Source organism: Acinetobacter sp. WZC-1, from assembly GCF_052544965.1.
This window is the reverse complement of the sequence record NZ_CP199370.1, coordinates 2,773,809-2,796,911: the sequence shown is the minus strand read 5'-3', so window position 1 is coordinate 2,796,911 and position 23,103 is coordinate 2,773,809. Positions and strand designations below refer to the sequence as shown.

Here is a 23,103-nt window from a genome sequence, read left to right as displayed (position 1 = left end):
GAAAATTATGCCGATTCAAAAATGTAAGCCAACGTCTCCGGGGCGTCGCTTTGTAGAGAAAGTGGTTCATAGTCACCTTCACAAGGGCGCACCGTATTCACCATTGGTTGAAGCAAAAAAACGTACTGGTGGTCGTAACAATAACGGTCACATTACAACCCGTCACGTGGGTGGTGGACATAAACAACACTACCGTATCGTTGACTTTAAACGTAATAAGGACGGTGTTCCTGCGGTTGTAGAGCGTATTGAATACGATCCTAACCGTACTGCGCATATTGCTTTGCTGAAGTATGCTGACGGTGAGCGTCGTTATATTATTGCGCCAAAAGGCCTGCGTGCAGGTGATAAGGTTCAGTCCGGTAACGATGCGCCAATTCGTCCGGGTAACTGCCTGCCACTTCGCAATATGCCGCTGGGTTCTACACTGCACAACATTGAACTGAAAATTGGTAAGGGTGCGCAGCTTGTGCGTTCTGCCGGTACTTCTGCTCAATTATTGGGTCGTGACGGTTCTTATGCAATTATTCGTCTGCGTTCAGGTGAAATGCGCAAAGTGCATGTTGAATGCCGTGCCGTGATTGGTGAGGTTTCCAATCAGGAAAGCAATCTTCGTTCATTGGGTAAAGCCGGTGCTGCGCGCTGGCGTGGTGTTCGTCCTACCGTCCGCGGTATGGCAATGAACCCGGTTGACCACCCGCATGGTGGTGGTGAGGGGCGTAACAAGGGTATTCAACCTGTAAGCCCATGGGGTCAAAAAGCGAAAGGGTACAAGACACGTACCAATAAGCGTACGACTAAGATGATTATTCGCGACCGTCGCGTTAAATAACAAGTAAAGGAATCTGACAATGCCTCGTTCTCTGAAAAAAGGCCCATTCGTCGATGCGCACTTGTTTGCCAAGATTGAAGCGGCTGTTGCAAGTAATTCCCGCAAGCCGATCAAAACATGGTCACGTCGTTCGATGATCCTCCCGGATTTTGTTGGTTTAACAATTTCTGTTCACAATGGCCGTAATCATGTACCGGTAATCGTATCTGAGCACATGGTCGGTCATAAACTCGGTGAATTCGCGCCAACCCGGACCTATCGTGGTCACGGTGTTGACAAGAAGTCTAAACGTTAATGGGTGCTATGATGGAAGTAACTGCTAAATTACGCGGTGCCGCTATCTCGGCACAAAAAGCACGTTTGGTTGCAGATCTGATTCGCGGCAAATCTGTTGCGCATGCTTTGAATATCCTGAATTTCAGCAATAAAAAAGCTGCGGTTCTGGTAAAAAAAGCGCTGGAATCTGCGATTGCAAACGCTGAACACAATAACAGTTTAGATGTTGACGACCTTAAGGTTGCTACGATTTACGTTGATGAGGGCACAAGCCTGAAACGTATTATGCCGCGTGCCAAAGGCCGTGCGGATCGTATCACTAAGCGTACTTGTCACATCACCGTTAAGGTAGGGGTTTGATATGGGTCAGAAGGTTCATCCAATCGGTATCCGCCTGGGTGTTGTGAAACGTCATAACGCTAACTGGTATGCGAATCCGAAACAATACGCTGAATATTTGCTTAAGGATCTTCAGGTTCGTGAGTTTTTAACTAAAAAACTCAAGAGCGCGATGCTGAGCAATATTCTTATCGAACGTCCGACAGGCGCTGCTAAAATTACCATCAGCACTGCCCGTCCTGGTATCGTTATCGGTAAAAAAGGCGAAGACATTGAAAAATTACAGCGTGAACTTACTCAGATCATGGGTGTTCCTGCGCAGGTAAGTATCAACGAAATTGATCGTCCGGATCTGGATGCGCGTCTGGTTGCTGAAGCAATTGCTTCACAGCTGGAGAAGCGTGTGATGTTCCGTCGTGCCATGAAGCGTGCGGTGCAAAACACCATGCGTGCCGGTGCGAAAGGGATCAAGGTTGAAGTTTCAGGCCGTCTTGGTGGTGCAGAGATTGCGCGTACTGAGTGGTATCGTGAAGGTCGTGTACCTTTACATACGCTTCGTGCAGACATTGACTATGCAACCATGCGTGCTGAAACAACTTACGGTACGATTGGCGTTAAAGTGTGGATCTTCCGCGGTGAGATTTTAGGTGGCATGAAACAAGTCATGAACCCTGCGCCGCAAGAAGAACGTCCAGCTAAACGCGGTCGCGGTCGTGGTGAAGGTCAGGAGCGTCGTGGTCGTCGCAATGATCGTTCTGCTGATAAAGGAGAATAATCCATGTTGCAACCTAAACGTACTAAATTCCGTAAGGTGCAGAAAGGCCGTAACACTGGTCTTGCGCATCGTGGCAGTACAGTATCATTTGGTACGATTGCACTTAAATCGGTCGAACGTGGTCGTATGACTGCACGTCAGATTGAAGCTGCGCGTCGTACTATTAGCCGTCGTGTTAAACGTGGTGGTAAAATCTTTATCCGTGTATTCCCGGACAAGCCAATTACTCAGAAGCCTCTTGAAGTGCGTATGGGTAAGGGTAAGGGTTCTGTGGAATACTGGGTTTGTGAAATCAAGCCAGGTAAGATCCTGTACGAAATGGAAGGTGTGAACGAAGAACTGGCGCGTGAGGCATTTACGCTTGCTGCTGCCAAGCTTCCGTTTAAAACCACTATCGTGACTCGGACGGTAATGTAATGAAAACTAAAGATCTACGTGAAAAGTCGGTAGAAGAGTTGACAGCTTTGCTTGATGAGCAACAGTTAAACCAATTCCGTCTTCGTATGGCAAAAGCAACCGGTCAGCTGGGTAAGTCGCATGAAGTGCAGGTTACCCGTAAGACAATTGCTCGTATTAAGACACTCCTTACCGAAAAACAGGGGAACGGACAATGAGTGAAAAAACAGTCCGCACGTTAACCGGCAAAGTCGTAAGTGACAAAATGGACAAGTCTATTGTGGTACTTATTGAACGCCGCGTTCAACACCCGTTGTATGGCAAATCAATCCGCCGTTCAACTAAATTACACGCTCATGATGAGAACAACACTGCCAGAACCGGTGATGTTGTGACCATCAAAGAAAGCCGCCCAATTTCTAAAACCAAGGCCTGGACTTTGGTTGAAGTGGTTGAAGCTGCTACTGAGTAATTAGACGTTCTTGTTGCATCATCGGGGGATTTCGAGTACTCTTTGAGCCTTTCGAAATTTCGACCGGTGATGCTCGGTTTTGGAGTAGGGCAATGATTCAGACCGAAAGTATGCTCGACGTAGCAGACAACAGTGGGGCACGCCGCGTACAATGTATTAAGGTACTTGGTGGTTCACATCGTCGTTATGCTTCTGTTGGCGACATTATTAAAGTTACTGTAAAAGAAGCCATTCCTCGCGCACGTGTTAAAAAAGGTGACGTGATGAATGCAGTTGTTGTTCGTACCAAATTCGGTATTCGTCGTCCAGATGGTTCTGTGATCCGTTTTGATGATAATGCCGCAGTTATTCTGAACAATAACAAGGCTCCGATTGCCACCCGTATTTTCGGACCAGTGACTCGTGAACTTCGTACTGAACAGTTCATGAAAATTATTTCATTGGCTCCTGAAGTTCTATAAGAGGCAATCATGGCTAAGATTAAAAAAGGCGATCAGGTTATCGTGATCGCAGGTAAGGAAAAAGGGAAGCAGGGTACTGTACTGTCTGTTTCCAGTGACCGTGTTAAGGTTGAAGGCCTTAACCTGGTGAAGAAGCATCAGAAGCCGAACCGTGTAACTGGCGCCGAAGGCGGTATTGTTACTCAGGAAGCTTCGCTTCATATTTCGAACGTGGCAATTTTTAATGCTACAACCCAGAAGGCTGACCGTGTTGGTTACCAGATTGATGCAGAAGGCGTGAAAACCCGCGTTTATAAGTCAAATGGTGAATCAGTGGCGGTAGCGAAGTAATAGGTTGAAACGGCAATGGCCAGACTTAAAGCACGTTATAATGACGAACTCAAGACGAAGTTGAAAGAAGAACTTGGTCTTGCAAATGTGATGGAAACTCCACGCATTACTAAAATTACCCTGAATATGGGTGTTGGTGCAGCTTCAGCTGATAAGAAATTATTGGATGGTGCACTGGCTGATATGCAGGCAATCGCTGGTCAAAAACCAGTGCTTACTCTTGCGCGTAAATCAATCGCAGGTTTTAAAATCCGTGATGGTTGGCCAATCGGTTGTAAAGTGACCTTGCGTGGCGACCAGATGTATGAATTCCTGGACCGTCTGATTTCGATTGCAATCCCGCGTATCCGTGACTTCCGTGGTTTCTCTGCGAAATCATTTGATGGTCGTGGTAACTACTCGCTGGGTTTGAAGGAACAGATTATGTTCCCTGAAATCGATTTTGACAGGATTGATCGTATTCGTGGTATGGACATTACCATTACTACGACTGCTCGCACCGATGACGAAGGCCGTGCGCTTATGCGTGCATTCGGCTTCCCGTTCAAATAAGAGGTCGATATGGCTAAGAAAAGTATGATTAATCGCGAATTGAAGCGCGAGAATACAGTTGCTAAATATGCTGCAAAACGTGCCGAATTAAAGGCAACCATTGCAAATATCAATGCAACTGATGAAGAGCGCTTTCAGGCGATGCTGAAATTACAGGCGCTGCCGCGTAATGCATCTCCGGTACGTCTGCGTAATCGTTGTGGTCTGACTGGTCGTCCTCATGGTTACTTCCGTAAGTTCGGTTTAAGCCGTAACAAATTACGTGACACAGTAATGCAGGGTGATGTACCAGGCGTTGTTAAGGCAAGCTGGTAAGGAGCGACTAAATGAGTATGCAAGATACCGTTGCCGACATGCTGACCCGTGTTCGTAACGCACAAATGGCAAAGAAACAGACTGTTTCAATGCCGAACTCCAAGCTGAAGGTTGCAATTGCAAATGTTCTTCAGCAAGAGGGTTATATCTCAGATGTGGAAGTAGCTGAAAATGAAGGCAAACCTACACTGACGATTACGTTAAAATATTTCGAAGGCAAACCAGTTATTGAAACTGTGAAACGTGTAAGCCGTCCAGGCCTGCGCCAGTATCGCGGTAAAAATAAACTACCAAGCGTTAAGCAAGGTCTGGGTATTGCAATTGTTTCTACAAGCAAAGGCATCATGACTGATCGCGCTGCACGTGCTGCAGGCGTTGGTGGTGAAGTTATTGCTTTTGTTTCTTAATAGGTGATTCCTCATGTCTCGTGTGGCTAAAGCCCCAGTAACTGTACCCAATGGTGTGACAGTTACTCAGAACGGCCGGCAGGTCGAAGTGAAAGGCAGCAAAGGTACGTTGTCTTTCAGCCTGCATGCGCTGGTCGAGCTGAAACAGGAAGAAGGTAAACTTCAACTTGCTCCGGTAAAGGAGTCGAAAGACGCCTGGATGCAGGCTGGTACTGCTCGCGCTGTTCTTAATAACCTTGTAAAAGGTGTCAGCGAAGGTTTCGAACGTAAGTTACAACTTATTGGTGTTGGTTATAAAGCTGCGGTAAAAGGGAATGTTATTAACCTTAACCTCGGTTACTCACACCCGATCGATTATAAACTTCCTGAAGGTGTAACTGCTGAAACTCCAACTGCGACTGAAATCATTCTGAAATCAGCCAGCAAACATACGTTGGGTCAGGTAGCTGCAGATATCCGTGGATACCGTCCACCAGAGCCATATAAAGGTAAGGGTGTTCGTTATTCGGACGAAGTTGTTCTTCGTAAAGAAGCTAAGAAGAAATAAGGCGCGAGGTTCTTATGAACGAAAAGAAACAATCCCGTTTGCGTCGTGCGAAAAGCACACGCTTGCACATCCGTGCACTGGGTGCGACTCGTTTGTGTGTAAACCGCACGCCGCGTCACATCTATGCTCAGGTTATTTCAGCAGATGGTGGCAAAGTTTTAGCTCAGGCTTCTACTTTGGATGCATCATTACGTAGCGGTACTACCGGTAACGTTGATGCAGCAACTAAAGTTGGTGCATTAATCGCGGAACGTGCGAAAGCAGCAGGTGTAACCAAAGTTGCATTTGACCGTTCTGGTTTCAAATATCATGGTCGTATCAAGGCCCTGGCTGATGCTGCCCGTGAAAACGGTCTGGAGTTCTAATCATGGCTAAAGTTGAACAAAACGAAGGTCTCGTTGAGAAACTGGTTGCCGTTGATCGTGTAGCCAAAGTTGTTAAGGGTGGTCGTATCTTCTCTTTCACAGCACTGACTGTGGTGGGTGATGGTAATGGTCGCGTAGGTTTTGGTCGTGGTAAGGCGCGTGAAGTGCCAGCGGCTATTTCCAAGGCGCTTGAAGCGGCACGTCGCAACATGATTACAGTTGATCTTGCAGGTACAACACTGCAGCATCCTGTGAATTCCCGTCATGGTGCAAGTCGTGTCTATATGCAGCCTGCTTCTGAAGGTACCGGTGTAATTGCCGGTGGCGCAATGCGTGCCGTGCTGGAAGCTGCCGGTGTGCAGAACGTGCTTGCTAAATGTTATGGTTCTACCAACGCTGCAAACGTAGTTAACGCAACTTTTAAAGGTTTGCGTGATATGACTTCTCCTGAGAAAGTTGCTGCGAAACGTGGTCTGTCCGTAGAACAAATTCAAGGGTAATCAATCATGAAAACGATTAAAGTTACCCAGACTAAATCTTCTGCGCATCGTTTAAAAAATCATAAACTTTGCCTGCAGGGTTTAGGTCTGCGTCGTATTGGTCATACAGTGGAAGTTGTGGATACACCTTCCAACCGCGGTATGATCAACAAAGTCTACTATATGGTCAGTGTAGAGGAATAAGCCATGACTCTGCGTTTAAATGAGCTTGCACCTGCTGATGGTGCAAAACGTGACAATCGTCGTGTAGGCCGTGGTATTGGTTCTGGCGTTGGTAAGACCGGTGGCCGTGGTGTCAAGGGTCAGAAGTCACGTAAAAGTGGCGGCGTACGTCCGGGCTTTGAAGGCGGTCAGACTGCGTTATATCGCCGTCTGCCTAAATTCGGTTTCACCAGCCAGTTGGCATTGAAAACTGCTGAAGTACGTCTGTCCGAACTTGCCAAGGTTGAAGGTGATATTGTTTCACTTGAAACATTGAAAGCTGCGAATGTGGTACGTAAAGATATGGTACGTGCGCGCATTGTACTTTCTGGTGAAATCACCCGTGCAGTGACTGTACAGGGTGTTGCCGTGACTAAGGGCGCTAAAGCTGCTGTTGAAGCAGCTGGCGGCAAAGTCGAGGAGTAATCGCCAGTGACGATGTCTCCTGGTTCTTCTGGTCATGTTCACATGATGAAAGGCCAGCCATTTCATGTGAAATATCGTGAAATTATTCGCCGACTGATGTTTCTGGTCGGTGCATTGGTGGTCTTTCGACTGGGAGCGCATATTCCGTTACCGGGCATTGATAATGTTGCACTGGAACGTTTTTTTAAAGCCAATGAAGGTACTTTCCTTGGCTTGTTTAATATGTTCTCGGGCGGGGCACTCGAAAGAATGTCCATTCTTGCACTGGGTATCATGCCGTACATTTCTGCCTCGATTATTGTGCAGTTGATGTCGACCGTGGTTCCTTCGCTGGAAGCATTAAAAAAGGAAGGCGAGCAGGGTAAGCGTAAAATTAATCAATATACGCGTTATGGCACCTTATTCCTTGCATTGGTGCAGGGTATCGGAATGTGTGCCGGTCTGATCAGTCAGGGAATTACCCTGACTTCAGGTCTGGCATTTTATGTTCCGGCAGTTACCTCACTGGTTGCAGGAACAATGTTCCTGATGTGGCTGGGAGAACAGATTACCGAACGTGGTATTGGTAATGGTATTTCCATGATTATTTTTGCAGGTATTGTGGCTGGATTACCAAATCTGATTATCCAGTCATTTACATCGGTGCAAAATGGTCAGTCCAGCTTAATCAGCCTGGCGGTTTTTGGTTTGCTTTCCCTGGCTGTTCTTGCAGCGATTGTGTTTATTGAAAAGGCTCAGCGGCGCATACCTGTAAATTATGCCCAGAAACAGCAAGGCCGTCGTTTGTTTACGGCCCAGCAAACCCATTTGCCATTGAAAATTAATATGGCAGGGGTGATTCCGGCAATTTTTGCAAGTTCACTGTTGTTGTTCCCGGCAAGCCTGGGGCAATGGCTGGGAAGTACTGATCCGAATGCCGGTATGGTAAAACGCGGTCTGCAGGAACTGGCATTGGTGCTATCACCTGGACAGCCTTTATATCTGGTGCTGTTCGGTGCGTTAATCATTTTCTTCTGTTACTTCTATACTGCACTTGTGTTCAGTCCAAAGGAAGTGTCAGAGAATCTGAAACGCAGCGGCGCTTATGTACCGGGTATTCGCCCAGGTGAGCAAACTGCTCGTTACCTGGATCATATTCTTAACCGTTTGACGTTTATTGGTGCCATTTACATTACCATCATCTGTTTAATGCCGATGATTCTGCAAAGTTCGTTTGGTATTCCATTCCATCTGGGTGGAACCTCCTTACTGATTGTAGTGGTTGTTGTAATGGACTTTATGGCGCAGTTACAGGCACATCTGACTTCGCACCAGTATGATAATCAGACGTTAATGAGAAAAACGACTGCTCATCCCAAGGGATAAGCGCACTTAGAGGTTTCATCATGAAAGTACAGGCTTCTGTAAAGAAAATATGTGGTAACTGTAAAGTTATCCGTCGTAATGGGGTAATTCGCGTAATTTGCAGCGCAGAACCCCGTCATAAGCAGCGTCAGGGTTAATCTGATCAAGACCTGTTGATTTCAGTAGGCTAATTGGGTTATTATCCGCCCCTCAAGATTTTGTGGGGCGGTTGATTATCTCTACTGCCTTTTTGGAGAAGATTGAATGGCTCGTATTGCCGGTGTAAACATTCCGGATAACAAGCACGCTGTTATCTCCCTCACGTACATATTTGGTATTGGTCGTCGCACTGCTCAGAATATCTTAGCTGCTGCCGGCATTCAGACTACTACTAAAATTCGTGAATTGGATGATGCTCAGCTTGATGCGATTCGCGCAGAAATTGCCAAGGTTCCGACCGAAGGTGATTTACGTCGTGAAATTTCCATGAACATTAAACGTTTAATGGATCTGGGTTGCTATCGCGGCCTTCGTCATCGTCGTAGCTTGCCTGTCCGCGGACAACGCACCAAAACTAACGCACGTACCCGTAAAGGTCCGCGCAAACCAATTAAGAAATAAGATTTCTGGAAGCTAAAAGATGGCTAAAGATACTCGCACACGCAAGAAGGTCACCCGTACCGTCTCTGAAGGTGTTGCACACATTCACGCTTCTTTTAATAACACCATTGTGACTATTACTGATCGTCAGGGTAATGCACTGGCTTGGGCCACCTCAGGTGGACAAGGCTTCCGTGGATCACGTAAATCAACACCGTTTGCTGCTCAGGTAGCTGCTGAAGTTGCTGGTAAGGCAGCTCTGGATTACGGTTTGAAAAACCTGGACGTCCTTGTAAAAGGTCCTGGTCCTGGTCGTGAATCTGCGGTTCGTGCATTAGGTGCAGTGGGTTATAAAATTAACAGCATTACCGATGTGACTCCAATTCCGCACAACGGTTGCCGTCCACCCAAAAAACGTCGCGTCTAAGGAGAATCATTCATGGCTCGTTATATTGGTCCAAAATGCAAACTCTCTCGCCGCGAAGGGACAGACCTGCAACTGAAATCTGGCGTTAAACCATTTGACGTCAAAACTAAAAAAGCTGCTAAAGCTCCTGGCCAGCATGGTGGAGCTCGTGGTGGCAAACAATCTGAGTATTCACTACAATTACGTGAAAAACAAAAAGTACGTCGTATGTACGGTGTGTTAGAGCGTCAATTTAGTAATTACTATAAAGAAGCTGCCCGTGTTAAGGGTGCAACCGGTGAAAACCTGTTGAAACTGCTTGAAAGCCGCCTGGATAACGTTGTTTATCGTATGGGTTTTGGTTCTACACGTGCAGAAGCCCGTCAGCTGGTATCTCACCGCAGCATTACGCTGAACGGCCGTCGTGTAAATATCGCGTCCATTCAGGTGAAAGCCGGTGATGTAATTGCAGTTCATGAAGGTGCTAAGCAACAGTTGCGTATTAAAAACGCAATTGAATTAGCTGCTCAGCGTGGTACTCCTTCATGGATGGAAATTGACCATTCCAAGCTGGAAGGTACGTTTAAAGCTGCACCGGATCGTTCTGATTTACCTGCTGAAATCAACGAAAGCCTGATTGTGGAATTGTATTCTAAATAATCCTTGAGGTAGCAATAATGACGCGTACTGCAAACGAGTTTCTAACTCCGCAAGCGATTAAGGTCGAAGCGGCAAGCGGGACCTCGGCAAAAGTGATTCTGGAACCTCTGGAGCGTGGCTTTGGTCATACTCTTGGTAATGCTTTACGTCGTATCCTTCTGTCTTCTTTACCTGGCGCTGCTGTGGTTGAAGTTGAGATTGAAGGTGTCGAACACGAGTACAGTACTTTGGAAGGCTTGCAGCAGGACATCGTCGAGCTCTTGCTGAACCTTAAAGGATTGTCGATCAAGTTGTTCGATCAGAATGAAGCTTATCTGACATTGGAGAAACAGGGTCCTGGCGATGTAACTGTTGCTGATCTTCGTTTACCTCATAATGTTGAAGTGGTTAATCCTGACCATCTGATCGGTACATTGAGTGCTTCAGGTTCATTGAAAATGCGCCTGAAGGTTTCTCAGGGTCGCGGTTATGAAACATCTGACTCACGTTTTCCTGAAGGGGAAACACGTCCTGTAGGTCGCCTGCAGCTGGATGCTTCCTATAGTCCGATCAAACGTGTTTCCTACACCGTTGAAAATGCGCGTGTGGAACAGCGTACCGACCTTGATAAACTGGTCATTGATCTTGAAACCAACGGGACGGTTGATCCTGAAGAAGCAATCCGCAAAGCGGCAACAATCCTGCAACAGCAAATTGCAATTTTTGTTGATCTTCAGAAGGACCAGGCGCCTGTTGCTCAGGAACCACGTGAAGAAGTTGATCCGATCCTGCTTCGTCCAGTGGATGATCTGGAACTTACTGTTCGTTCTGCCAACTGTTTGAAAGCAGAAAATATTTACTACATTGGTGATCTTGTTCAACGTACTGAGGTTGAGTTGCTGAAAACGCCTAACCTGGGTAAAAAATCGTTGACTGAGATTAAAGATGTGCTGGCTTCAAAAGGCTTGCAACTCGGCATGCGTCTGGAAAACTGGCCACCAGCCAGTCTGCGCATGGACGATCGCTTTGCCTATCGTAGCCGTTAATTAAGTAGGACTATCACCATGCGTCATCGTAATAGTGGTGTGAAATTAGGCCGTACCAGCAGTCATCGTAAAGCGATGTTCCAAAATATGGCGAATTCTTTGTTTGAACACGAGTTGATTAAAACAACTGTGCCTAAAGCGAAAGAGTTACGTCGTGTTGCTGAGCCTTTAATCACTTTAGCTAAAAACGATACTGTAGCAAACCGTCGTCTGGCGTTTGCTCGTACTCGTTCAGCCGCAACTGTAGGTAAATTATTTACAGTGCTTGGCCCTCGTTATAAAGAACGTAACGGCGGTTATCTGCGTGTTCTTAAAGCAGGCTTTCGTGCAGGTGATGCTGCGCCGATGGCTTATGTTGAACTCGTGGATCGTGAAGTTAATTCTTCAGCAGAATAATTGCTGATGATTTTAAAAAAGGCCGGTTATTTAACCGGCCTTTTTTATGCATATTGTCGGACAGTTTCCAGCAATTGTCCTGAAATGACATGAAATATACTGGAATAATGCAAATCTGACATTGCACATTGTCAAATTTGTGTTTTAATGAAAATGTATTGATGAACAGGTTATAAAAATAGCATGGAAAAGCAAGTTGATATTCTGATTGCAGGTGCCGGGATCTCGGGTATTGGTGTTGCAGTACACCTCTTAAAAAATTGTCCGGGCCGGCAATTTGAGCTGCTGGAACGACGTGAAAATATTGGTGGGACATGGGATCTGTTTAAATATCCCGGCATTCGTTCGGATTCAGACATGTCGACATTCGGCTTTAATTTTAAGCCATGGCGGAAGGCCAGTGTATTGGCGGATGCTGGTTCAATTAAACAATATCTGGCAGAAGTGGTGGATGAATTTCAGCTGCATAATAAAATTCATTTTAAACACCGGGTGTTGTCAGCGAATTATGATTCATCCATTAAAAAGTGGGTGGTGCAGATTGAAGATGATCAGCAGCAACAGCAGACCTGGATGGCAAATTTTGTCGTAGGGTGTACAGGTTATTATAATTATGATCAGGGCTTCCAGCCGAATTTCCCGAATCAGGAGACTTTTAAGGGCCAGTTGATTCATCCGCAGCACTGGCCGGAACAGCTGGACTATGCCGGTAAAAAGGTGGTCATTATTGGCAGTGGTGCAACGGCAATTACCCTGGTACCGGCTATGGTGAAGGGTGGCGCACAGCATGTAACCATGTTGCAGCGTTCACCCACCTATATTACGTCCATTCCGTCCATCGATTTTGTTTATGACAAAATGCGTAAAGTATTGCCAGAAGATGTTGCCTATAAACTGACTCGTGTACGTAATATCGGAATTCAGCGTGGCTTATATGCTTTGGCACAGAATCATCCTAAAACCGTTAGAAATTTTTTACTGAGGCGAATTGAACGTCAATTAAAAGGTTCAACTACTGATATCAAACATTTCACGCCAAGCTACAATCCCTGGGATCAGCGTCTGTGTGTGGTTCCCGATGGAGACCTGTTTAGAGCTCTGCGTTCAGGTCGAGCCAGTGTTGAAACAGATCAGATTAAGAAATTTACTGAAACAGGCATTCAGCTGAAATCCGGCCAGCAATTGGATGCGGATATCATTGTGTCGGCAACCGGTCTTGAAATCCAGATTTTAGGGGGCATGAAAGCTTCGATTGATGGCCGGCCACTGGATACCTCAAAGAATATGTTGTATCACGGCGTCATGGTCAGTGATGTGCCGAATATGGCCATGATTATCGGCTATATTAATGCGTCGTGGACGCTTAAGGTTGATATTGCCGCTGATTACATTTGCCGCCTGATCAACTATATGGATCGTCAGGGCTATGATGAAGTAATCGCAGCGGCGGATCAGGGTGAGCGCATGGAAGAGACCGTCATGGGTGGCCTGAGTTCCGGTTATATCGCACGAGCAGCGCATGTTATGCCGAAACAGGGTAGACATGCTCCCTGGAAAGTGACCAACAACTATCTTGCAGATCGTAAGGCATTAAAAAATGCCAGTTTTAATGATGGCATATTGAAGTTCCACAAACGTGCCGCTGCGGTATGATCTCAACAGGAGTGCGTGACTGATCCTGTTGACCATCATCATAAGTCAGTAAAAGTCACGTAACCATGAGCATCAGTCATCAGCTCTGATCAGTGCCCGTGGCAGTAATGCTACGGGTTGCTGCGATTTTGGGTACTCAGCCAATGCCACCCCTGAATGGTTGACTACAATGAACGTGAAATTAACTCTTTCATAATTTCATTGGTGCCGGCGTAAATCCGGTTGGCCCGGTTGTCAATATAGGCACGTGCAATGGGATACTCCAGCATATAGCCATAACCGCCATGCAGTTGCAGACATTCGTCCACGACCGAAGAAAACATGTCGGAAATTTTATATTTTGCTGCAGCAGCAGCGTCAACAGCCAGTTGTTCTGTCAGTTGCAGTTCCATGCAGCGATCCAGATAGGCGCGACAGAAGTCAATCTCTGTACGTAATTCTGCAAGTTTGAAACGGGTATTCTGAAAGTTGCCAATCGGCTTGCCGAAAGCTTTGCGATCCCGGGTGTACTGTACTGTGTGTGCAAATGAGGCTTCAGCACCTGCCTGGCAGATGATGGCGACCAACAGGCGTTCCCAGGCAAGTTCCTTCATCAGCATGATAAAACCCATGCCTTCCATGCCCAGCAGGTTTTCCCGGGGAACACGGACATTGTCGAAAAATAGCTCGCAGGTGTCCTGGCCTTTCATGCCAATTTTGTTTAATGGTTTGCCCTTACTGAAACCTGCCCGGTCTGCTTCAACAATCATCAGGGACAAATTGGCGGAACCTTTTTCACCTGCACCGGTTTTGCACACCACAATAACCATGTCGCACAGGTAGCCATTGGTAATGAAGATTTTGGAACCGTTAATGACATATTCATCTCCCTCCAGTACCGCAGTGGTACGTACTGCCTGTAAATCAGAGCCGGTGCCGGGTTCTGTCATGGCAATGGCAGTGACGGTTTCACCCGATGCCATTTGTGGCAGCCATTTTTTCTTCTGTGTGTCATTGCCAAAATGATTAATGTAGTTGGCAACAATATCGGAATGTAGAGAAAAGCCGGTTGATGAATCCATGGCATAGGCCTGCTCTTCAATCAGAATCATGCTGTAGCGCCGATCCACACCCGAACCGCCATATTCTTCAGGCATGGTGGCGCATAACAACCCCATGTCACCGGCCTTATTCCACAGCTCACGGTCGACATGCTGCTGCTGTTCGTACTTCGCGATGTTGGGAACCACTTCCTTTTCATAAAATTTGCGTACAGTTTCACGAAAGGCGTCGTGTTCAGCATTGAAAAGAGTGCGTGGTAACATGTTGGCCAGTGGTCGGATTGCGCCTGATTGCATTTTTGCTATCCTTATGCAGTGTTATGGTGTGATTAAAGAAAGTAAAAGAAGCGCCTGACCGCTACAATGAGATGAATGCTCATTTATTTCACAGAAATGATCGATCCGGCCATTCGATCAATTTATTTGCTGTGTCGGTGGCTGAATCGGTTAAACTTGGATAGGAATAATTCGGGGAAATAACATGTCTGATGATATAACGCTGGAAGAACGCAAGGTCATTTATCGTGCACGTCGTGGTTTAAAGGAAATTGATGTGTATTTTGATCCTTACGTCAAACAACATTATTTGCAGGCGGATGACGAAGAAAAAGCCTTATTTAAAATGCTGGTGGATCAGGAGGATCCGGATCTGCTGGATTGGTTCATGGAAGTTTCAGCGCCACCGCGTCCTGAATTAAAACAACTGATTGTCAAACTGAAACACTATGTTCATGGCTGAAGTGGATGATTGAGCGGGATGAGTCGCCGGCCTATTCATGTTTTACCCTGACACGCAGCCGCATGGCCATTGTATTTCAGCTGAGTTCCCTGGTGCTGACTGGTTTTTGTCTTTATGCTGTGCTGACGCCGGTTATATGGTTGCTTTCCCTGCTGGTGGCATGCGTGGCCTGGTTTGTCCTGCTTAAGCGTGCCGGGGTCAGACAGTTCAGGCAGCTGGATCATCAATACTGGTCGTTGATTTTTGAGCCGTCCGGTCAGACATACCGGGTGGAAATGGTTAAAATGACGGATCATCATTTTTATGCAGTGATCCGTTTTCGTTCAAAAAAGGTGGATTCCCTGTTGGTCTGGCGGGATCAGTTGCCGGAAAAACAGTGGAAAATGCTGAAAACAAGAATAAAACTGGGGTAATTGTCTGACAATTAAAATATAAATTATTTTTAATAACTATTAAAAATCATATACTTATGTTTAATCTGGATGTATTTTGATATTTTTGTCCAGTCAGATCAATAGAAAATTCCCGGAAAGACAAATTGTCAGACAATTATGTCTGCATATTTCCTGATCCGCATGTACATTAAAAAAACCAACAGCGAATGAGGAATCTCAGATGGGTGAAGTTCATACGTGGTTGTTCCTGGTGGTTGCCATATTTATGGCGATAGTCGTAGGGAGACTGGGAACCGTGTTGAGGGAACGAATTGAACAATCTAAAACCAGACTAAAGAAACTCTCCTAGAGTTTCATCAGTTAATAAGTAGCATGTGCTGAACCGTCGCAATGCTACTTTTTTTTGCCTAAAATTTTTATAAAATTCGAATTGGGTCAATTCCTGGCAGCATGATCAATGCTAGATTGGCAAGCTATAATCAGGGTAGGTACGCTTTAATTCAGATGCTGTCTGATACTTGAAGCAAAAAAGGAATAAACAATTATATTGAGGACAGGAAGTATGTCTAAGCTTCTTCAGGCAGGCCGTTTTATGGTGACTGCCGTCATTGCATCATCTGTTTTATCCGGTTGTTCCTATGTGGTGAAAACAGGGGCAAATGCAACGCTGGCATTCAGTGAAAAGCATGTCGTTCCGCCAATCCTGGCGATGGGTGATACCGATATGACCTGTAATTCAGGCAATGCGCTGACGCCTGCGGTGATGGCAACAAAAGGTATGGGCGCAGACCCGACAAAGATGGCTGTGCTGCTGTATGCGTCGGCGGGAATGTGTGCTGAAAATCATGCACTGGAGGCTGAACTGCGTTATTTACGTGCCTCAAAAGACGGTAAAGTCAGTGAAGCACAGGATGCGCGTATAGAACAAAAACGCTGGGCGGCAATTGCCGCTGAACGTCAATATACCGGTTATCAGCTCTTTGCAGAACGCTGGCAGGCGAAATATAAATATAAACTGGGGGATTCCTGTCCGACCATGCATAAGGACCTGGATCAGACCGTGTATCTGCTGGGGATGCTGAGTGGCCTGCAGTCCATGACCAATGATATTAATTCCGGTGGCCAGGCCAACGTACCTAAAGATATTGCTGCGATTGTTGAACGCGGCATGACCTGTCTGGACAACACTAAATTCTGGGGTGCGCCCAATGCAACCCGTGCCGTGATCTGGACATTATTGCCGGGTGCCGGTGAAGGCAAACCAGATCCGTATCAGACATTGAAACAATCCATGCAGATTGGTGAGCAGAAAGGCGTGCGTCTGTCGCATGCATTGTATGCCGTGGCTGCTCAGGCCAGTGGCGATGACACGAAAATCCGTGATGCATTACGTGCCTATGCTGCATCCCGGGCAGAAGAGAAGCCGGTAAACCCAGAGTTTCGTCTGATTGACAGTATGGCCGGTCAGATGGTGCAGGGTATTGCAGACCGTTACTGGACAGAGCATACCGGCGTCAGGGCTGCCGATGACGGTATGAGCACTTTCTGGGATGATCAGACCAGTTCAGCAGACGATGAATTATTTGAAGCGCCACCATCCAGTGAGAGTGATACGCCAGATTCAGCACCAGCAGACACGGGGACTTCAACTCAGCCACCGGTGAAGCAATAACGGATATGAACATTGGGATATTTGCCTGATGAATGCAGGGCGAAGCTGGATGAATGATCAGGCGTGGATCAGAAAAATTGTTTTTCTGGCAGTCTGCCTGTGTATTTCTGCTTGTTTACAGGTATTTCAGCGGTTTTTTATTTATTGGCGCCCTCATTTTTTTGCAGAACCGTGGCGATGGTGGACGGCGCACTGGGTGCATGTTGGCTGGGTTCATTTCCTGCTGAATATGCTGGCATTTGCCTGCCTGCCTTTTATTTTTCCGCAGATTAAACAGCGTTATTTAATTTTGTTGCTGTTGACGCTGTCACCGCTGATCAGTCTGGGATTTTATTATTTTTATCCGCATATTGAAGCGTATGCGGGGCTGTCGGGAGTGTTGCATGGGCTGTATGTGGCCTGTGCTGTTTTTTATCTGCAATTTAAGCGGGAGCGGGGCTTTGCTTTGCTGGTACTGTTGCTGGTGCTGGCAAAAATTGCCTGGGAGAATACCTTCGGTTCATTGCGGACGGCTGAATTAATTGGCAGCCCTGTACTGGTGGAAGCGCATTTACTGGGCGTCATCTGGGGAGCGGGCTGTGCTGTGGTCTATCTGGCATACCGATACAGTCTGCAACGCTTGCGTGGTTGACCGGTAAATTTAAAACCATGCAATCAGAGTCATTATATTTGTATTGAATCTGGTCCAGATTGATGCAGATTAGATGAAAATATATCCGGGGCCGTGAGGTCTCATAATTTTAGTGAATCAAACGTTGATTTTATTGACTGAAATGGATTCAGCAATGAAGAATAATAGTGGAAAAGGATATGAAGACAAGTCATGAACAAAGATCGGGCTTAGGTCTTATCAGCCATTTGTGGAATCAGTGGATTTCTACATTTGCCATACTGATGCTTTTATTGCTGACCCTGATCATTGGGACAGGAGACATGATTCATGGGCAAATGCTTCGTTTAGGTGAACGCCTATATGGAGATGACAAAATAGGAATGCAATATTCCTTTTTACGCGCTGAGCCCAAAAAACCTTCATGTGACCGCAATGTAGATATCGATAAGCTTGTCAAAGAAAAAATGCAACAGGAAGCCAGTGATCCTGATGCGGCATTTTTTGGTTTAACACCAGAGGCCGATGTTCGCGCTTCATTCGTTTCAGCTCAGACGGATTGTGAACAAAAATATGTGTTCTATGATAAGTTGATCAAACATATGGAAGATCATCCTTCTCTTCGTTCATATCGTTCGATGGAAACGGGTTTCTTCTGGATATTGAAATGGGGTTCTGAACATCGCGTACTCATCCTGATTTTGATGGTCGTGATTGCTGCAATTACAGCATCATTGAAGATGCATCATATTGGGCTACGTCCAGCACGTACTAAGCTTGATTTTAAAGTCTACAATATTGCGATGGTGTTGGGTAATACGTTACTGAGTTTCTCAGTCATTAGCCAATATCGTTCAGTGTTAAATTCCGGTGTTGAATCCACCTTTGAAACGATCGGGGTCTATTGGCTATGGATGATCCTGTTTGTTGTCCTAACAGTCATCAGTCTGTTTAAATTATTCCGTACACCAGAAAATGCTGAAGAAGGCGGTAAATTTGGGCTTGCGTTGTTGAGCATACCTTTATATGCCTTTATGGCAATTGTGACGGGTATTGCGTTTACTTTCTTTATGGACTACCCAATGGGACAAGGTATTTACCTTGGCTTATTGACTGAATTTTCAAATATCTTCCTCAACTTGGCACTGTTTATCTGGGCTGGTATGTTATTGACCCAGACACGTGTGATGGATCTTTTCCTGGCGATTCTTCGTCCCTGGAACCTGGCGCCTGAAACGTTGACGTGGATCATTTTGATTGGTGCTGCAATTCCAACAGCATATACAGGTGCTTCGGGAATCTTCGTTGTTGCTGCCGGTGCAATTATCTATAAAGAAGTGTGGAACTCAGGCGCACGTCGTCAATATGCCCTGGCTGTTTCAGCAATGTCAGGTTCATTGGGTGTTGTATTACGTCCGTGCCTATTGGTGATCTTAATTTCAATGCTGGATAGCCGTCATGTCACTTCAGATGAGTTATTTAATCATGGTATTTATGTATTCTGGCTGACATCGCTGATTTTCCTGAGTGTTTCGCTGTTCCTTGCTGAGGAAAAATTCAGGATTAATCCACCGGTTGTGGCCGTGCCGGGAATGTTACGCGCCATGATTCCGGTGATTCCCTACGTGCTGATTATTCTTGCCATTGTCGGATTCTATAAATTTGGTCTGGACACGAAAATGGATGAATTTACAGCACCTGTAATTCTTCCAGTCATGTTATTGGCATTTATTTTATTTGATAAGTTATTGGGTAATAAATTACCGATACCAGAAAATCCAAATAAAGCACTTGCCCTGCAGCATGAAAAAAATTCTGAATACTTACGTGAGCATGGTGAAACTGCTGAAACGAAACGTAGCTTCCGTAGCGCAATTCGTTTTGCAACATCTGAAAGTGTTGGTCATATTGGTGCGTTAATTATCCTGATGGCGTTGTCTGCAAGTGTTGGTGGTCTGATTGAACGCAGTGAAATCGTGACCATGATTCCAACGCACCTGGGTAGTATATTAGTGACTCTTGGCTTTATGGCATTGTTACTTGCATTAATTGGTATGACAACAGATCCATTTGGTGCGGTGATCCTGGTGGCTGCAACCATTGCACCGGTCGCCTATGAAAATGGGATTCATCCGATCCATTTCTGGATGATTGTGCTGGTGGCATTTGAGTTCGGCTATGTGGCTCCGCCGGTTGCACTGAATCATCTGCTGACCCGGTTGTCTGTCGGCGACGAGGAAGTGGCCGCAGCAGATGCGGAGGCCAAAGCCATGTACAGCAGTTTTTATTATCGTTATGAACGCTGGATCTTGCCGATTATTGTCTTATTTACTTCGCTGGCACTGGTCACATTTGTCCCTTATCTCCTCAATTTATTTGACTGGTATTCCGGTAAATAATGAAGGGACCCAACTGAAAAAACACCTGCGGGTGTTTTTTTGTGCCGCTATAACAGGGAAATGATGTCTGTGTGTCAGGGCATGGCACTGATCTGCACAGTTGCTGAAATAAAAAAGGGCCTGAAAATACAGACCCTTTCTGTTGCCGCTTTTTAAATGTGGCTGATGAGTATTACTGCTGCAGATTCTGCTGTTCTTCCAGTAATTTGATCTGTTCTTCCTTTAACTTGATTAATTGATCGGCATCACCATGCTGAGCTTTCAGGATTTGCTCATGTAAATCCAGTTGCTTTTTAATCTCCTGTAGTCGGGCAAGTTCTTCATTTGCAAGACTGGCGTTCTGGGGGACTTCATCACTCAGGGCTTTTTCATTGATCAGTTCCTGATTTGCCGGTTCAGAAGCCGTGGTCTGTTCAACGGGCTGCGGAGGCGCGGGAACCGCCTTTTCAGCAATGGCTGGTGCAGGTGTTGCGGTCTGCTGTGGTTTATCATCCGGTTTCAGCAAGATAAAAATCAGGGCAAGCAGTACGATGACGACAGTCAGCCCGCCGGCAATGATCCACATCAGTCCGGGATTATCTCTTTGTGTTTTATTCATTGTTCTGGATCCAGTTTATTTTGCGGAGCGGGGACGGAACTGGATGACCCCAATTTCATCTGCAATTTCCGGCTCCGCTGGGGTGTCAACATGTGTGGGACGATTTTCAGAATAACCGCATTCGACGCATTCAATCCATTCAGCATCGGCAGTGGTGAGCATGACAATACGATCCACTGCGTTACACTTCGGACACTTTGCCCCCGCAATGAAACGACGTCTGATTTTCATATCCTCACCACACCTGAATGAATTGCTGACTTAGTTTAAGTGCTCTCAGGGGTGTTCGTCCAACCCTGATGACGCAACAATGCATCAATTTCAGGCTCCCGTCCACGAAAATGTACAAAAGCATCCAGTGCCGTGTCCTTGCCGCCAACCGCTAAAATTGCCTTACGGAACTCAGCACCGGTAGCGGTGTTGAATATACCTTCGTGTTCAAAGCGGTCAAAGGCATCACTGGCCAGAACTTCGGCCCATTTGTAGGCATAATATCCGGCAGCATAACCACCTGCAAAAATATGGCTGAAACTGTGCTGGAACCGGTTGTAACTGGCGGTCGGTGCAACTGCAAACTGTTCACGGATCCGGTTCAGGCTGTGCTGGATCTGCCTTGCTTTCAGGGCCGGGGTCTGTCGATGAATGGTCAGGTCAAACAGTGCGAACTCAACCTGACGCAGGGTCTGCATACCGGACTGGAAGAAGCTGGCATCCAGTAAGGCTGTCAGTAAGTGCTGGGGAAGGCTTTCACCGGTTTGAATATGCTGACTGATCAGTGCCAGACTTTCAGCGTCCCAGGCCCAGAACTCCATGAACTGGCTGGGAAGTTCAACCGCATCCCAGGCCACACCGTGTGTGCCCGCCACTGAAATATTGTCTACTTCGGTCAGCAGATGATGCAGGCCATGTCCAAACTCATGGAATAAAGTCACTACTTCATCATGGGTCAATAAGGCCGGCTGGTCACCGACAGGCGGGGTGAAATTACCCACCATGTAGCAGATCGGTTTTTGTAAACCGTCTCTGGTCTGCATACGTGAACGGAAACCGCTCATCCAGGCACCACCGCGTTTGCCATTTCGGGCATACAGGTCAAAATAGAATCCGCCGGTGACTGTACCATGATCTTCCACTTCGAAATAATGGACATCCGGATGCCATAATGGTGCTTCACGCTCCACAATGCTGATGCCGTACAGGCGATTGACAATGCTGAACAGGCCCTGGATGACCCTGGCTGCCGGGAAGTAGGGTTTCAGCGATTCCTGAGAAAGATTGAACTGCTGTTGTTTTAACTTTTCAGAATAATAAGCGGTATCCCAGGGCTGTAACTGGTCAATTCCATCTGCTGTGGCAATGGCGTTCAGTTCTTCAATTTCCCTGAGTGCCGGTTTATGGGCATGTTCAGCCAGATCGACCAGAAATTGATCTACAGTTTTGACATCCGGCGCCATCTTACTGGCCAATGAATAGGCGGCATAATGGTCAAAACCGAGCAATGCTGCAATTTCCTGACGCAGGCTTAAGATTTCTTCCATCACCGGTGTATTGTCAAATTCAGTCTGTGTCGACTGGTCAGAAGCCCGAGTGGTATAGGCTTTATACAACTCTTCCCTTAAAGCCCGGTCATCTGCATACGTCATAATGGCCAGGTAGGATGGCATGTCCAGGGTGGCCACAGCCTGGTCCAGGTCACGCTGCCGGCCATATTGTTTTAAAAGCTCAACACTGTTTTGTGACAGGCCCTGAAGCTGTTGCTCTGTCAGCGGTCTGGCATAGGCCTGTGTGGCATCCAGTACATGGTTGGAAAAGTCTGAAGACAGTTGTGATAAACGCGCGGAAATTTCCGCAAAGCGTTTTCTGGCTGCTCCCTGCAGTGCTACACCGGACAGTCGGAAATCCCGTAATGCCAGTTTAATGGCACTCTGCTGTGCCGGAGGCAAGCTGCTAAACAGCGCAGCATCATGAATATGCTGATAGGTCTGATAGAGCACCGTGTGTTGTCCCAGCTGTGTGTAATATTCACTCAAGGCAGGTAACAGGGACTGATACAGTTCGCGGGTTTCGGCATTGTTCATGACGGCATTCAAATGCGATAGAATTCCCCATGACTCATTCATGCTGTTTTCAAGCGTATCCAGTTGTTCCAGTAGCTTCAGCTGTTGCTGGATACTTTCCGGGACCTGAGTCAGCTCTGACAGAAAGGTCTGACCCTGCTGAATGTTCTGTTCAATCTGCTGTTTTAATGTTTCCAGACGAAGCTGGTCAAAGCGGGGAACCGGCAGGGTTGCCTTGTCTAATGTCATGTGTTGGTGCCAGATGATTTCCTGAGTTATCTGTAGATGTAAGGGCTTTGTTCAGGGAAATCAAGC

At 46.5% G+C, this 23,103-nt stretch carries 33 protein-coding genes and 1 pseudogene; 30 read left to right on the top strand and 4 right to left on the bottom strand.

The features are described from left to right. The first annotated feature begins 7 nt into the window (after positions 1–7). The 25 genes and pseudogenes from rplB (at position 8) to ACT6PV_RS12950 (ending at position 13,278) form a co-directional block, all read left to right on the top strand. A complete protein-coding gene (gene rplB, locus ACT6PV_RS13070) occupies positions 8–832 on the top strand; it encodes a 50S ribosomal protein L2 (RefSeq protein ID WP_445116730.1) in 825 nt (274 codons plus the stop codon). 19 nt (positions 833–851) lie between these two features. Then, entirely contained in the window at positions 852–1,127 is a 276-nt protein-coding gene (gene rpsS / locus ACT6PV_RS13065; protein WP_086189610.1) for a 30S ribosomal protein S19, read from the top strand. 11 nt (positions 1,128–1,138) lie between these two features. Continuing rightward, positions 1,139–1,468, top strand: coding sequence for a 50S ribosomal protein L22 (gene rplV / locus ACT6PV_RS13060; RefSeq protein ID WP_445117119.1), 330 nt, complete (start codon positions 1,139–1,141; stop codon positions 1,466–1,468). 1 nt (position 1,469) lies between these two features. Next, positions 1,470–2,283: pseudogene (gene rpsC / locus ACT6PV_RS13055) on the top strand (30S ribosomal protein S3); the annotation flags it as partial. Continuing rightward, positions 2,226–2,639: a 50S ribosomal protein L16 gene (gene rplP, locus ACT6PV_RS13050; RefSeq protein ID WP_445116729.1), complete on the top strand. Its 414-nt coding sequence runs from the start codon at positions 2,226–2,228 to the stop codon at positions 2,637–2,639. The pseudogene rpsC and the gene rplP, both read left to right, overlap by 58 nt. Beyond that, positions 2,639–2,836, top strand: a complete 198-nt coding sequence (gene rpmC / locus ACT6PV_RS13045) for a 50S ribosomal protein L29 (protein ID WP_445116728.1) — start codon at positions 2,639–2,641, stop codon at positions 2,834–2,836. The genes rplP and rpmC overlap by 1 nt, the downstream gene beginning before the upstream one ends. After that, complete coding sequence (gene rpsQ, locus ACT6PV_RS13040) at positions 2,833–3,090, top strand: 30S ribosomal protein S17 (protein WP_445116727.1); 258 nt, start codon at positions 2,833–2,835, stop codon at positions 3,088–3,090. Before rpmC ends, rpsQ begins: the two co-directional genes overlap by 4 nt. Positions 3,091–3,182: 92 nt before the next feature. Continuing rightward, positions 3,183–3,551, top strand: coding sequence for a 50S ribosomal protein L14 (gene rplN / locus ACT6PV_RS13035; RefSeq protein WP_004657680.1), 369 nt, complete (start codon positions 3,183–3,185; stop codon positions 3,549–3,551). A 9-nt stretch (positions 3,552–3,560) separates the two neighbouring features. Further along, positions 3,561–3,881: a 50S ribosomal protein L24 gene (rplX, locus tag ACT6PV_RS13030; RefSeq protein WP_445116726.1), complete on the top strand. Its 321-nt coding sequence runs from the start codon at positions 3,561–3,563 to the stop codon at positions 3,879–3,881. A 15-nt stretch (positions 3,882–3,896) separates the two neighbouring features. Next, complete coding sequence (gene rplE / locus ACT6PV_RS13025) at positions 3,897–4,433, top strand: 50S ribosomal protein L5 (protein WP_445116725.1); 537 nt, start codon at positions 3,897–3,899, stop codon at positions 4,431–4,433. Between the two features lie 9 nt (positions 4,434–4,442). Continuing rightward, on the top strand, positions 4,443–4,748 hold the full coding sequence (rpsN, locus tag ACT6PV_RS13020; RefSeq protein ID WP_445116724.1) for a 30S ribosomal protein S14: 306 nt from the start codon (positions 4,443–4,445) through the stop codon (positions 4,746–4,748). Between the two features lie 11 nt (positions 4,749–4,759). After that, a complete protein-coding gene (rpsH, locus tag ACT6PV_RS13015; RefSeq protein WP_445116723.1) occupies positions 4,760–5,155 on the top strand; it encodes a 30S ribosomal protein S8 in 396 nt (131 codons plus the stop codon). Between the two features lie 13 nt (positions 5,156–5,168). Then, on the top strand, positions 5,169–5,702 hold the full coding sequence (gene rplF / locus ACT6PV_RS13010) for a 50S ribosomal protein L6 (protein WP_445116722.1): 534 nt from the start codon (positions 5,169–5,171) through the stop codon (positions 5,700–5,702). Positions 5,703–5,716: 14 nt separating this feature from the next. Beyond that, positions 5,717–6,067: a 50S ribosomal protein L18 gene (rplR, locus tag ACT6PV_RS13005; protein ID WP_002049741.1), complete on the top strand. Its 351-nt coding sequence runs from the start codon at positions 5,717–5,719 to the stop codon at positions 6,065–6,067. A 2-nt stretch (positions 6,068–6,069) separates the two neighbouring features. Next, positions 6,070–6,567 carry a 30S ribosomal protein S5 gene (rpsE, locus tag ACT6PV_RS13000; protein WP_445116721.1) on the top strand — a complete coding sequence of 166 codons (498 nt, stop codon included), beginning with the start codon at positions 6,070–6,072 and terminating at the stop codon, positions 6,565–6,567. 6 nt (positions 6,568–6,573) lie between these two features. Then, complete coding sequence (gene rpmD, locus ACT6PV_RS12995; protein WP_089605404.1) at positions 6,574–6,750, top strand: 50S ribosomal protein L30; 177 nt, start codon at positions 6,574–6,576, stop codon at positions 6,748–6,750. A 3-nt stretch (positions 6,751–6,753) separates the two neighbouring features. Beyond that, the gene (gene rplO, locus ACT6PV_RS12990; protein ID WP_445116720.1) at positions 6,754–7,194 is read left to right on the top strand and encodes a 50S ribosomal protein L15; all 441 of its coding nucleotides are present in this window, start codon (positions 6,754–6,756) and stop codon (positions 7,192–7,194) included. A gap of 45 nt (positions 7,195–7,239) precedes the next feature. Continuing rightward, a complete protein-coding gene (secY, locus tag ACT6PV_RS12985) occupies positions 7,240–8,559 on the top strand; it encodes a preprotein translocase subunit SecY (RefSeq protein WP_445117118.1) in 1,320 nt (439 codons plus the stop codon). A gap of 20 nt (positions 8,560–8,579) precedes the next feature. Next, positions 8,580–8,696, top strand: coding sequence for a 50S ribosomal protein L36 (gene rpmJ, locus ACT6PV_RS12980; RefSeq protein ID WP_039619814.1), 117 nt, complete (start codon positions 8,580–8,582; stop codon positions 8,694–8,696). A 106-nt stretch (positions 8,697–8,802) separates the two neighbouring features. Then, positions 8,803–9,159 (top strand): 30S ribosomal protein S13, encoded by a 357-nt coding sequence (gene rpsM, locus ACT6PV_RS12975; RefSeq protein ID WP_445116719.1) that lies wholly within the window; start codon positions 8,803–8,805, stop codon positions 9,157–9,159. Between the two features lie 19 nt (positions 9,160–9,178). Then, positions 9,179–9,565 carry a 30S ribosomal protein S11 gene (rpsK, locus tag ACT6PV_RS12970; RefSeq protein ID WP_001040166.1) on the top strand — a complete coding sequence of 129 codons (387 nt, stop codon included), beginning with the start codon at positions 9,179–9,181 and terminating at the stop codon, positions 9,563–9,565. Positions 9,566–9,577: 12 nt separating this feature from the next. Then, positions 9,578–10,204, top strand: a complete 627-nt coding sequence (gene rpsD / locus ACT6PV_RS12965) for a 30S ribosomal protein S4 (protein WP_445116718.1) — start codon at positions 9,578–9,580, stop codon at positions 10,202–10,204. 17 nt (positions 10,205–10,221) lie between these two features. Then, positions 10,222–11,229 carry a DNA-directed RNA polymerase subunit alpha gene (locus ACT6PV_RS12960; RefSeq protein ID WP_445116717.1) on the top strand — a complete coding sequence of 336 codons (1,008 nt, stop codon included), beginning with the start codon at positions 10,222–10,224 and terminating at the stop codon, positions 11,227–11,229. Positions 11,230–11,247: 18 nt separating this feature from the next. Continuing rightward, entirely contained in the window at positions 11,248–11,625 is a 378-nt protein-coding gene (gene rplQ / locus ACT6PV_RS12955; protein ID WP_445116716.1) for a 50S ribosomal protein L17, read from the top strand. A 183-nt stretch (positions 11,626–11,808) separates the two neighbouring features. Continuing rightward, the gene (locus tag ACT6PV_RS12950) at positions 11,809–13,278 is read left to right on the top strand and encodes a flavin-containing monooxygenase (RefSeq protein ID WP_445116715.1); all 1,470 of its coding nucleotides are present in this window, start codon (positions 11,809–11,811) and stop codon (positions 13,276–13,278) included. A 164-nt stretch (positions 13,279–13,442) separates the two neighbouring features. Here ACT6PV_RS12950 and ACT6PV_RS12945 read toward each other — a convergent pair whose 3' ends face one another. Next, on the bottom strand, positions 13,443–14,615 hold the full coding sequence (locus tag ACT6PV_RS12945) for an acyl-CoA dehydrogenase family protein (protein ID WP_445116714.1): 1,173 nt from the start codon (positions 14,613–14,615) through the stop codon (positions 13,443–13,445). Positions 14,616–14,799: 184 nt separating this feature from the next. On the opposite strand from ACT6PV_RS12945, the gene ACT6PV_RS12940 reads away from it, so the two are divergent. From ACT6PV_RS12940 to ACT6PV_RS12920, 5 genes are all read left to right on the top strand, one after another. Then, positions 14,800–15,057, top strand: coding sequence for an FAD assembly factor SdhE (locus ACT6PV_RS12940; RefSeq protein WP_445116713.1), 258 nt, complete (start codon positions 14,800–14,802; stop codon positions 15,055–15,057). A 5-nt stretch (positions 15,058–15,062) separates the two neighbouring features. Continuing rightward, positions 15,063–15,470: a hypothetical protein gene (locus ACT6PV_RS12935; protein ID WP_445116712.1), complete on the top strand. Its 408-nt coding sequence runs from the start codon at positions 15,063–15,065 to the stop codon at positions 15,468–15,470. Between the two features lie 544 nt (positions 15,471–16,014). Next, on the top strand, positions 16,015–17,124 hold the full coding sequence (locus ACT6PV_RS12930; protein ID WP_445116711.1) for a hypothetical protein: 1,110 nt from the start codon (positions 16,015–16,017) through the stop codon (positions 17,122–17,124). 49 nt (positions 17,125–17,173) lie between these two features. Beyond that, positions 17,174–17,755, top strand: a complete 582-nt coding sequence (gene rrtA / locus ACT6PV_RS12925; RefSeq protein ID WP_445117117.1) for a rhombosortase — start codon at positions 17,174–17,176, stop codon at positions 17,753–17,755. Positions 17,756–17,934: 179 nt separating this feature from the next. Next, on the top strand, positions 17,935–20,133 hold the full coding sequence (locus ACT6PV_RS12920) for a TRAP transporter large permease subunit (protein WP_445116710.1): 2,199 nt from the start codon (positions 17,935–17,937) through the stop codon (positions 20,131–20,133). Positions 20,134–20,305: 172 nt separating this feature from the next. Here the strand turns inward: ACT6PV_RS12920 and ACT6PV_RS12915 are convergent, their stop codons facing one another. From ACT6PV_RS12915 to ACT6PV_RS12905, 3 genes are read right to left on the bottom strand one after another with little or no spacing between them, the layout of a single operon-like run. Beyond that, positions 20,306–20,731: a hypothetical protein gene (locus tag ACT6PV_RS12915; protein ID WP_445116709.1), complete on the bottom strand. Its 426-nt coding sequence runs from the start codon at positions 20,729–20,731 to the stop codon at positions 20,306–20,308. Positions 20,732–20,746: 15 nt separating this feature from the next. Beyond that, positions 20,747–20,956, bottom strand: a complete 210-nt coding sequence (locus ACT6PV_RS12910) for a YheV family putative zinc ribbon protein (protein WP_445117116.1) — start codon at positions 20,954–20,956, stop codon at positions 20,747–20,749. A 41-nt stretch (positions 20,957–20,997) separates the two neighbouring features. Then, the gene (locus tag ACT6PV_RS12905) at positions 20,998–23,052 is read right to left on the bottom strand and encodes a M3 family metallopeptidase (RefSeq protein ID WP_445117115.1); all 2,055 of its coding nucleotides are present in this window, start codon (positions 23,050–23,052) and stop codon (positions 20,998–21,000) included. Between the last annotated feature and the right edge of the window lie 51 nt (positions 23,053–23,103).

Bases quoted from the DNA above. Each gene is read 5' to 3' on its own strand.
- ACT6PV_RS12945 (WP_445116714.1), bottom strand. From the start codon at position 14,615: ATGCAATCAGGCGCAATCCGACCACTGGCCAACATGTTACCACGCACT.
- rpmD (WP_089605404.1), top strand. From the start codon at position 6,574: ATGAAAACGATTAAAGTTACCCAGACTAAATCTTCTGCGCATCGTTTA.
- rplN (WP_004657680.1), top strand. From the start codon at position 3,183: ATGATTCAGACCGAAAGTATGCTCGACGTAGCAGACAACAGTGGGGCA.
- rplQ (WP_445116716.1), top strand. From the start codon at position 11,248: ATGCGTCATCGTAATAGTGGTGTGAAATTAGGCCGTACCAGCAGTCAT.
- rpsQ (WP_445116727.1), top strand. From the start codon at position 2,833: ATGAGTGAAAAAACAGTCCGCACGTTAACCGGCAAAGTCGTAAGTGAC.
- rpsK (WP_001040166.1), top strand. From the start codon at position 9,179: ATGGCTAAAGATACTCGCACACGCAAGAAGGTCACCCGTACCGTCTCT.
- rpsS (WP_086189610.1), top strand. From the start codon at position 852: ATGCCTCGTTCTCTGAAAAAAGGCCCATTCGTCGATGCGCACTTGTTT.
- rplP (WP_445116729.1), top strand. From the start codon at position 2,226: ATGTTGCAACCTAAACGTACTAAATTCCGTAAGGTGCAGAAAGGCCGT.
- rplR (WP_002049741.1), top strand. From the start codon at position 5,717: ATGAACGAAAAGAAACAATCCCGTTTGCGTCGTGCGAAAAGCACACGC.
- rpsD (WP_445116718.1), top strand. From the start codon at position 9,578: ATGGCTCGTTATATTGGTCCAAAATGCAAACTCTCTCGCCGCGAAGGG.
- ACT6PV_RS12950 (WP_445116715.1), top strand. From the start codon at position 11,809: ATGGAAAAGCAAGTTGATATTCTGATTGCAGGTGCCGGGATCTCGGGT.
- ACT6PV_RS12935 (WP_445116712.1), top strand. From the start codon at position 15,063: ATGATTGAGCGGGATGAGTCGCCGGCCTATTCATGTTTTACCCTGACA.
- rplF (WP_445116722.1), top strand. From the start codon at position 5,169: ATGTCTCGTGTGGCTAAAGCCCCAGTAACTGTACCCAATGGTGTGACA.
- rplE (WP_445116725.1), top strand. From the start codon at position 3,897: ATGGCCAGACTTAAAGCACGTTATAATGACGAACTCAAGACGAAGTTG.
- rpsM (WP_445116719.1), top strand. From the start codon at position 8,803: ATGGCTCGTATTGCCGGTGTAAACATTCCGGATAACAAGCACGCTGTT.
- rplB (WP_445116730.1), top strand. From the start codon at position 8: ATGCCGATTCAAAAATGTAAGCCAACGTCTCCGGGGCGTCGCTTTGTA.
- rrtA (WP_445117117.1), top strand. From the start codon at position 17,174: ATGAATGATCAGGCGTGGATCAGAAAAATTGTTTTTCTGGCAGTCTGC.
- secY (WP_445117118.1), top strand. From the start codon at position 7,240: ATGAAAGGCCAGCCATTTCATGTGAAATATCGTGAAATTATTCGCCGA.
- rpsE (WP_445116721.1), top strand. From the start codon at position 6,070: ATGGCTAAAGTTGAACAAAACGAAGGTCTCGTTGAGAAACTGGTTGCC.
- rpsH (WP_445116723.1), top strand. From the start codon at position 4,760: ATGAGTATGCAAGATACCGTTGCCGACATGCTGACCCGTGTTCGTAAC.
- rplX (WP_445116726.1), top strand. From the start codon at position 3,561: ATGGCTAAGATTAAAAAAGGCGATCAGGTTATCGTGATCGCAGGTAAG.
- ACT6PV_RS12960 (WP_445116717.1), top strand. From the start codon at position 10,222: ATGACGCGTACTGCAAACGAGTTTCTAACTCCGCAAGCGATTAAGGTC.
- ACT6PV_RS12940 (WP_445116713.1), top strand. From the start codon at position 14,800: ATGTCTGATGATATAACGCTGGAAGAACGCAAGGTCATTTATCGTGCA.
- ACT6PV_RS12915 (WP_445116709.1), bottom strand. From the start codon at position 20,731: ATGAATAAAACACAAAGAGATAATCCCGGACTGATGTGGATCATTGCC.
- rpmJ (WP_039619814.1), top strand. From the start codon at position 8,580: ATGAAAGTACAGGCTTCTGTAAAGAAAATATGTGGTAACTGTAAAGTT.
- rpmC (WP_445116728.1), top strand. From the start codon at position 2,639: ATGAAAACTAAAGATCTACGTGAAAAGTCGGTAGAAGAGTTGACAGCT.
- ACT6PV_RS12920 (WP_445116710.1), top strand. From the start codon at position 17,935: ATGAAGACAAGTCATGAACAAAGATCGGGCTTAGGTCTTATCAGCCAT.
- rplV (WP_445117119.1), top strand. From the start codon at position 1,139: ATGGAAGTAACTGCTAAATTACGCGGTGCCGCTATCTCGGCACAAAAA.
- ACT6PV_RS12930 (WP_445116711.1), top strand. From the start codon at position 16,015: ATGTCTAAGCTTCTTCAGGCAGGCCGTTTTATGGTGACTGCCGTCATT.
- rpsN (WP_445116724.1), top strand. From the start codon at position 4,443: ATGGCTAAGAAAAGTATGATTAATCGCGAATTGAAGCGCGAGAATACA.
- rplO (WP_445116720.1), top strand. From the start codon at position 6,754: ATGACTCTGCGTTTAAATGAGCTTGCACCTGCTGATGGTGCAAAACGT.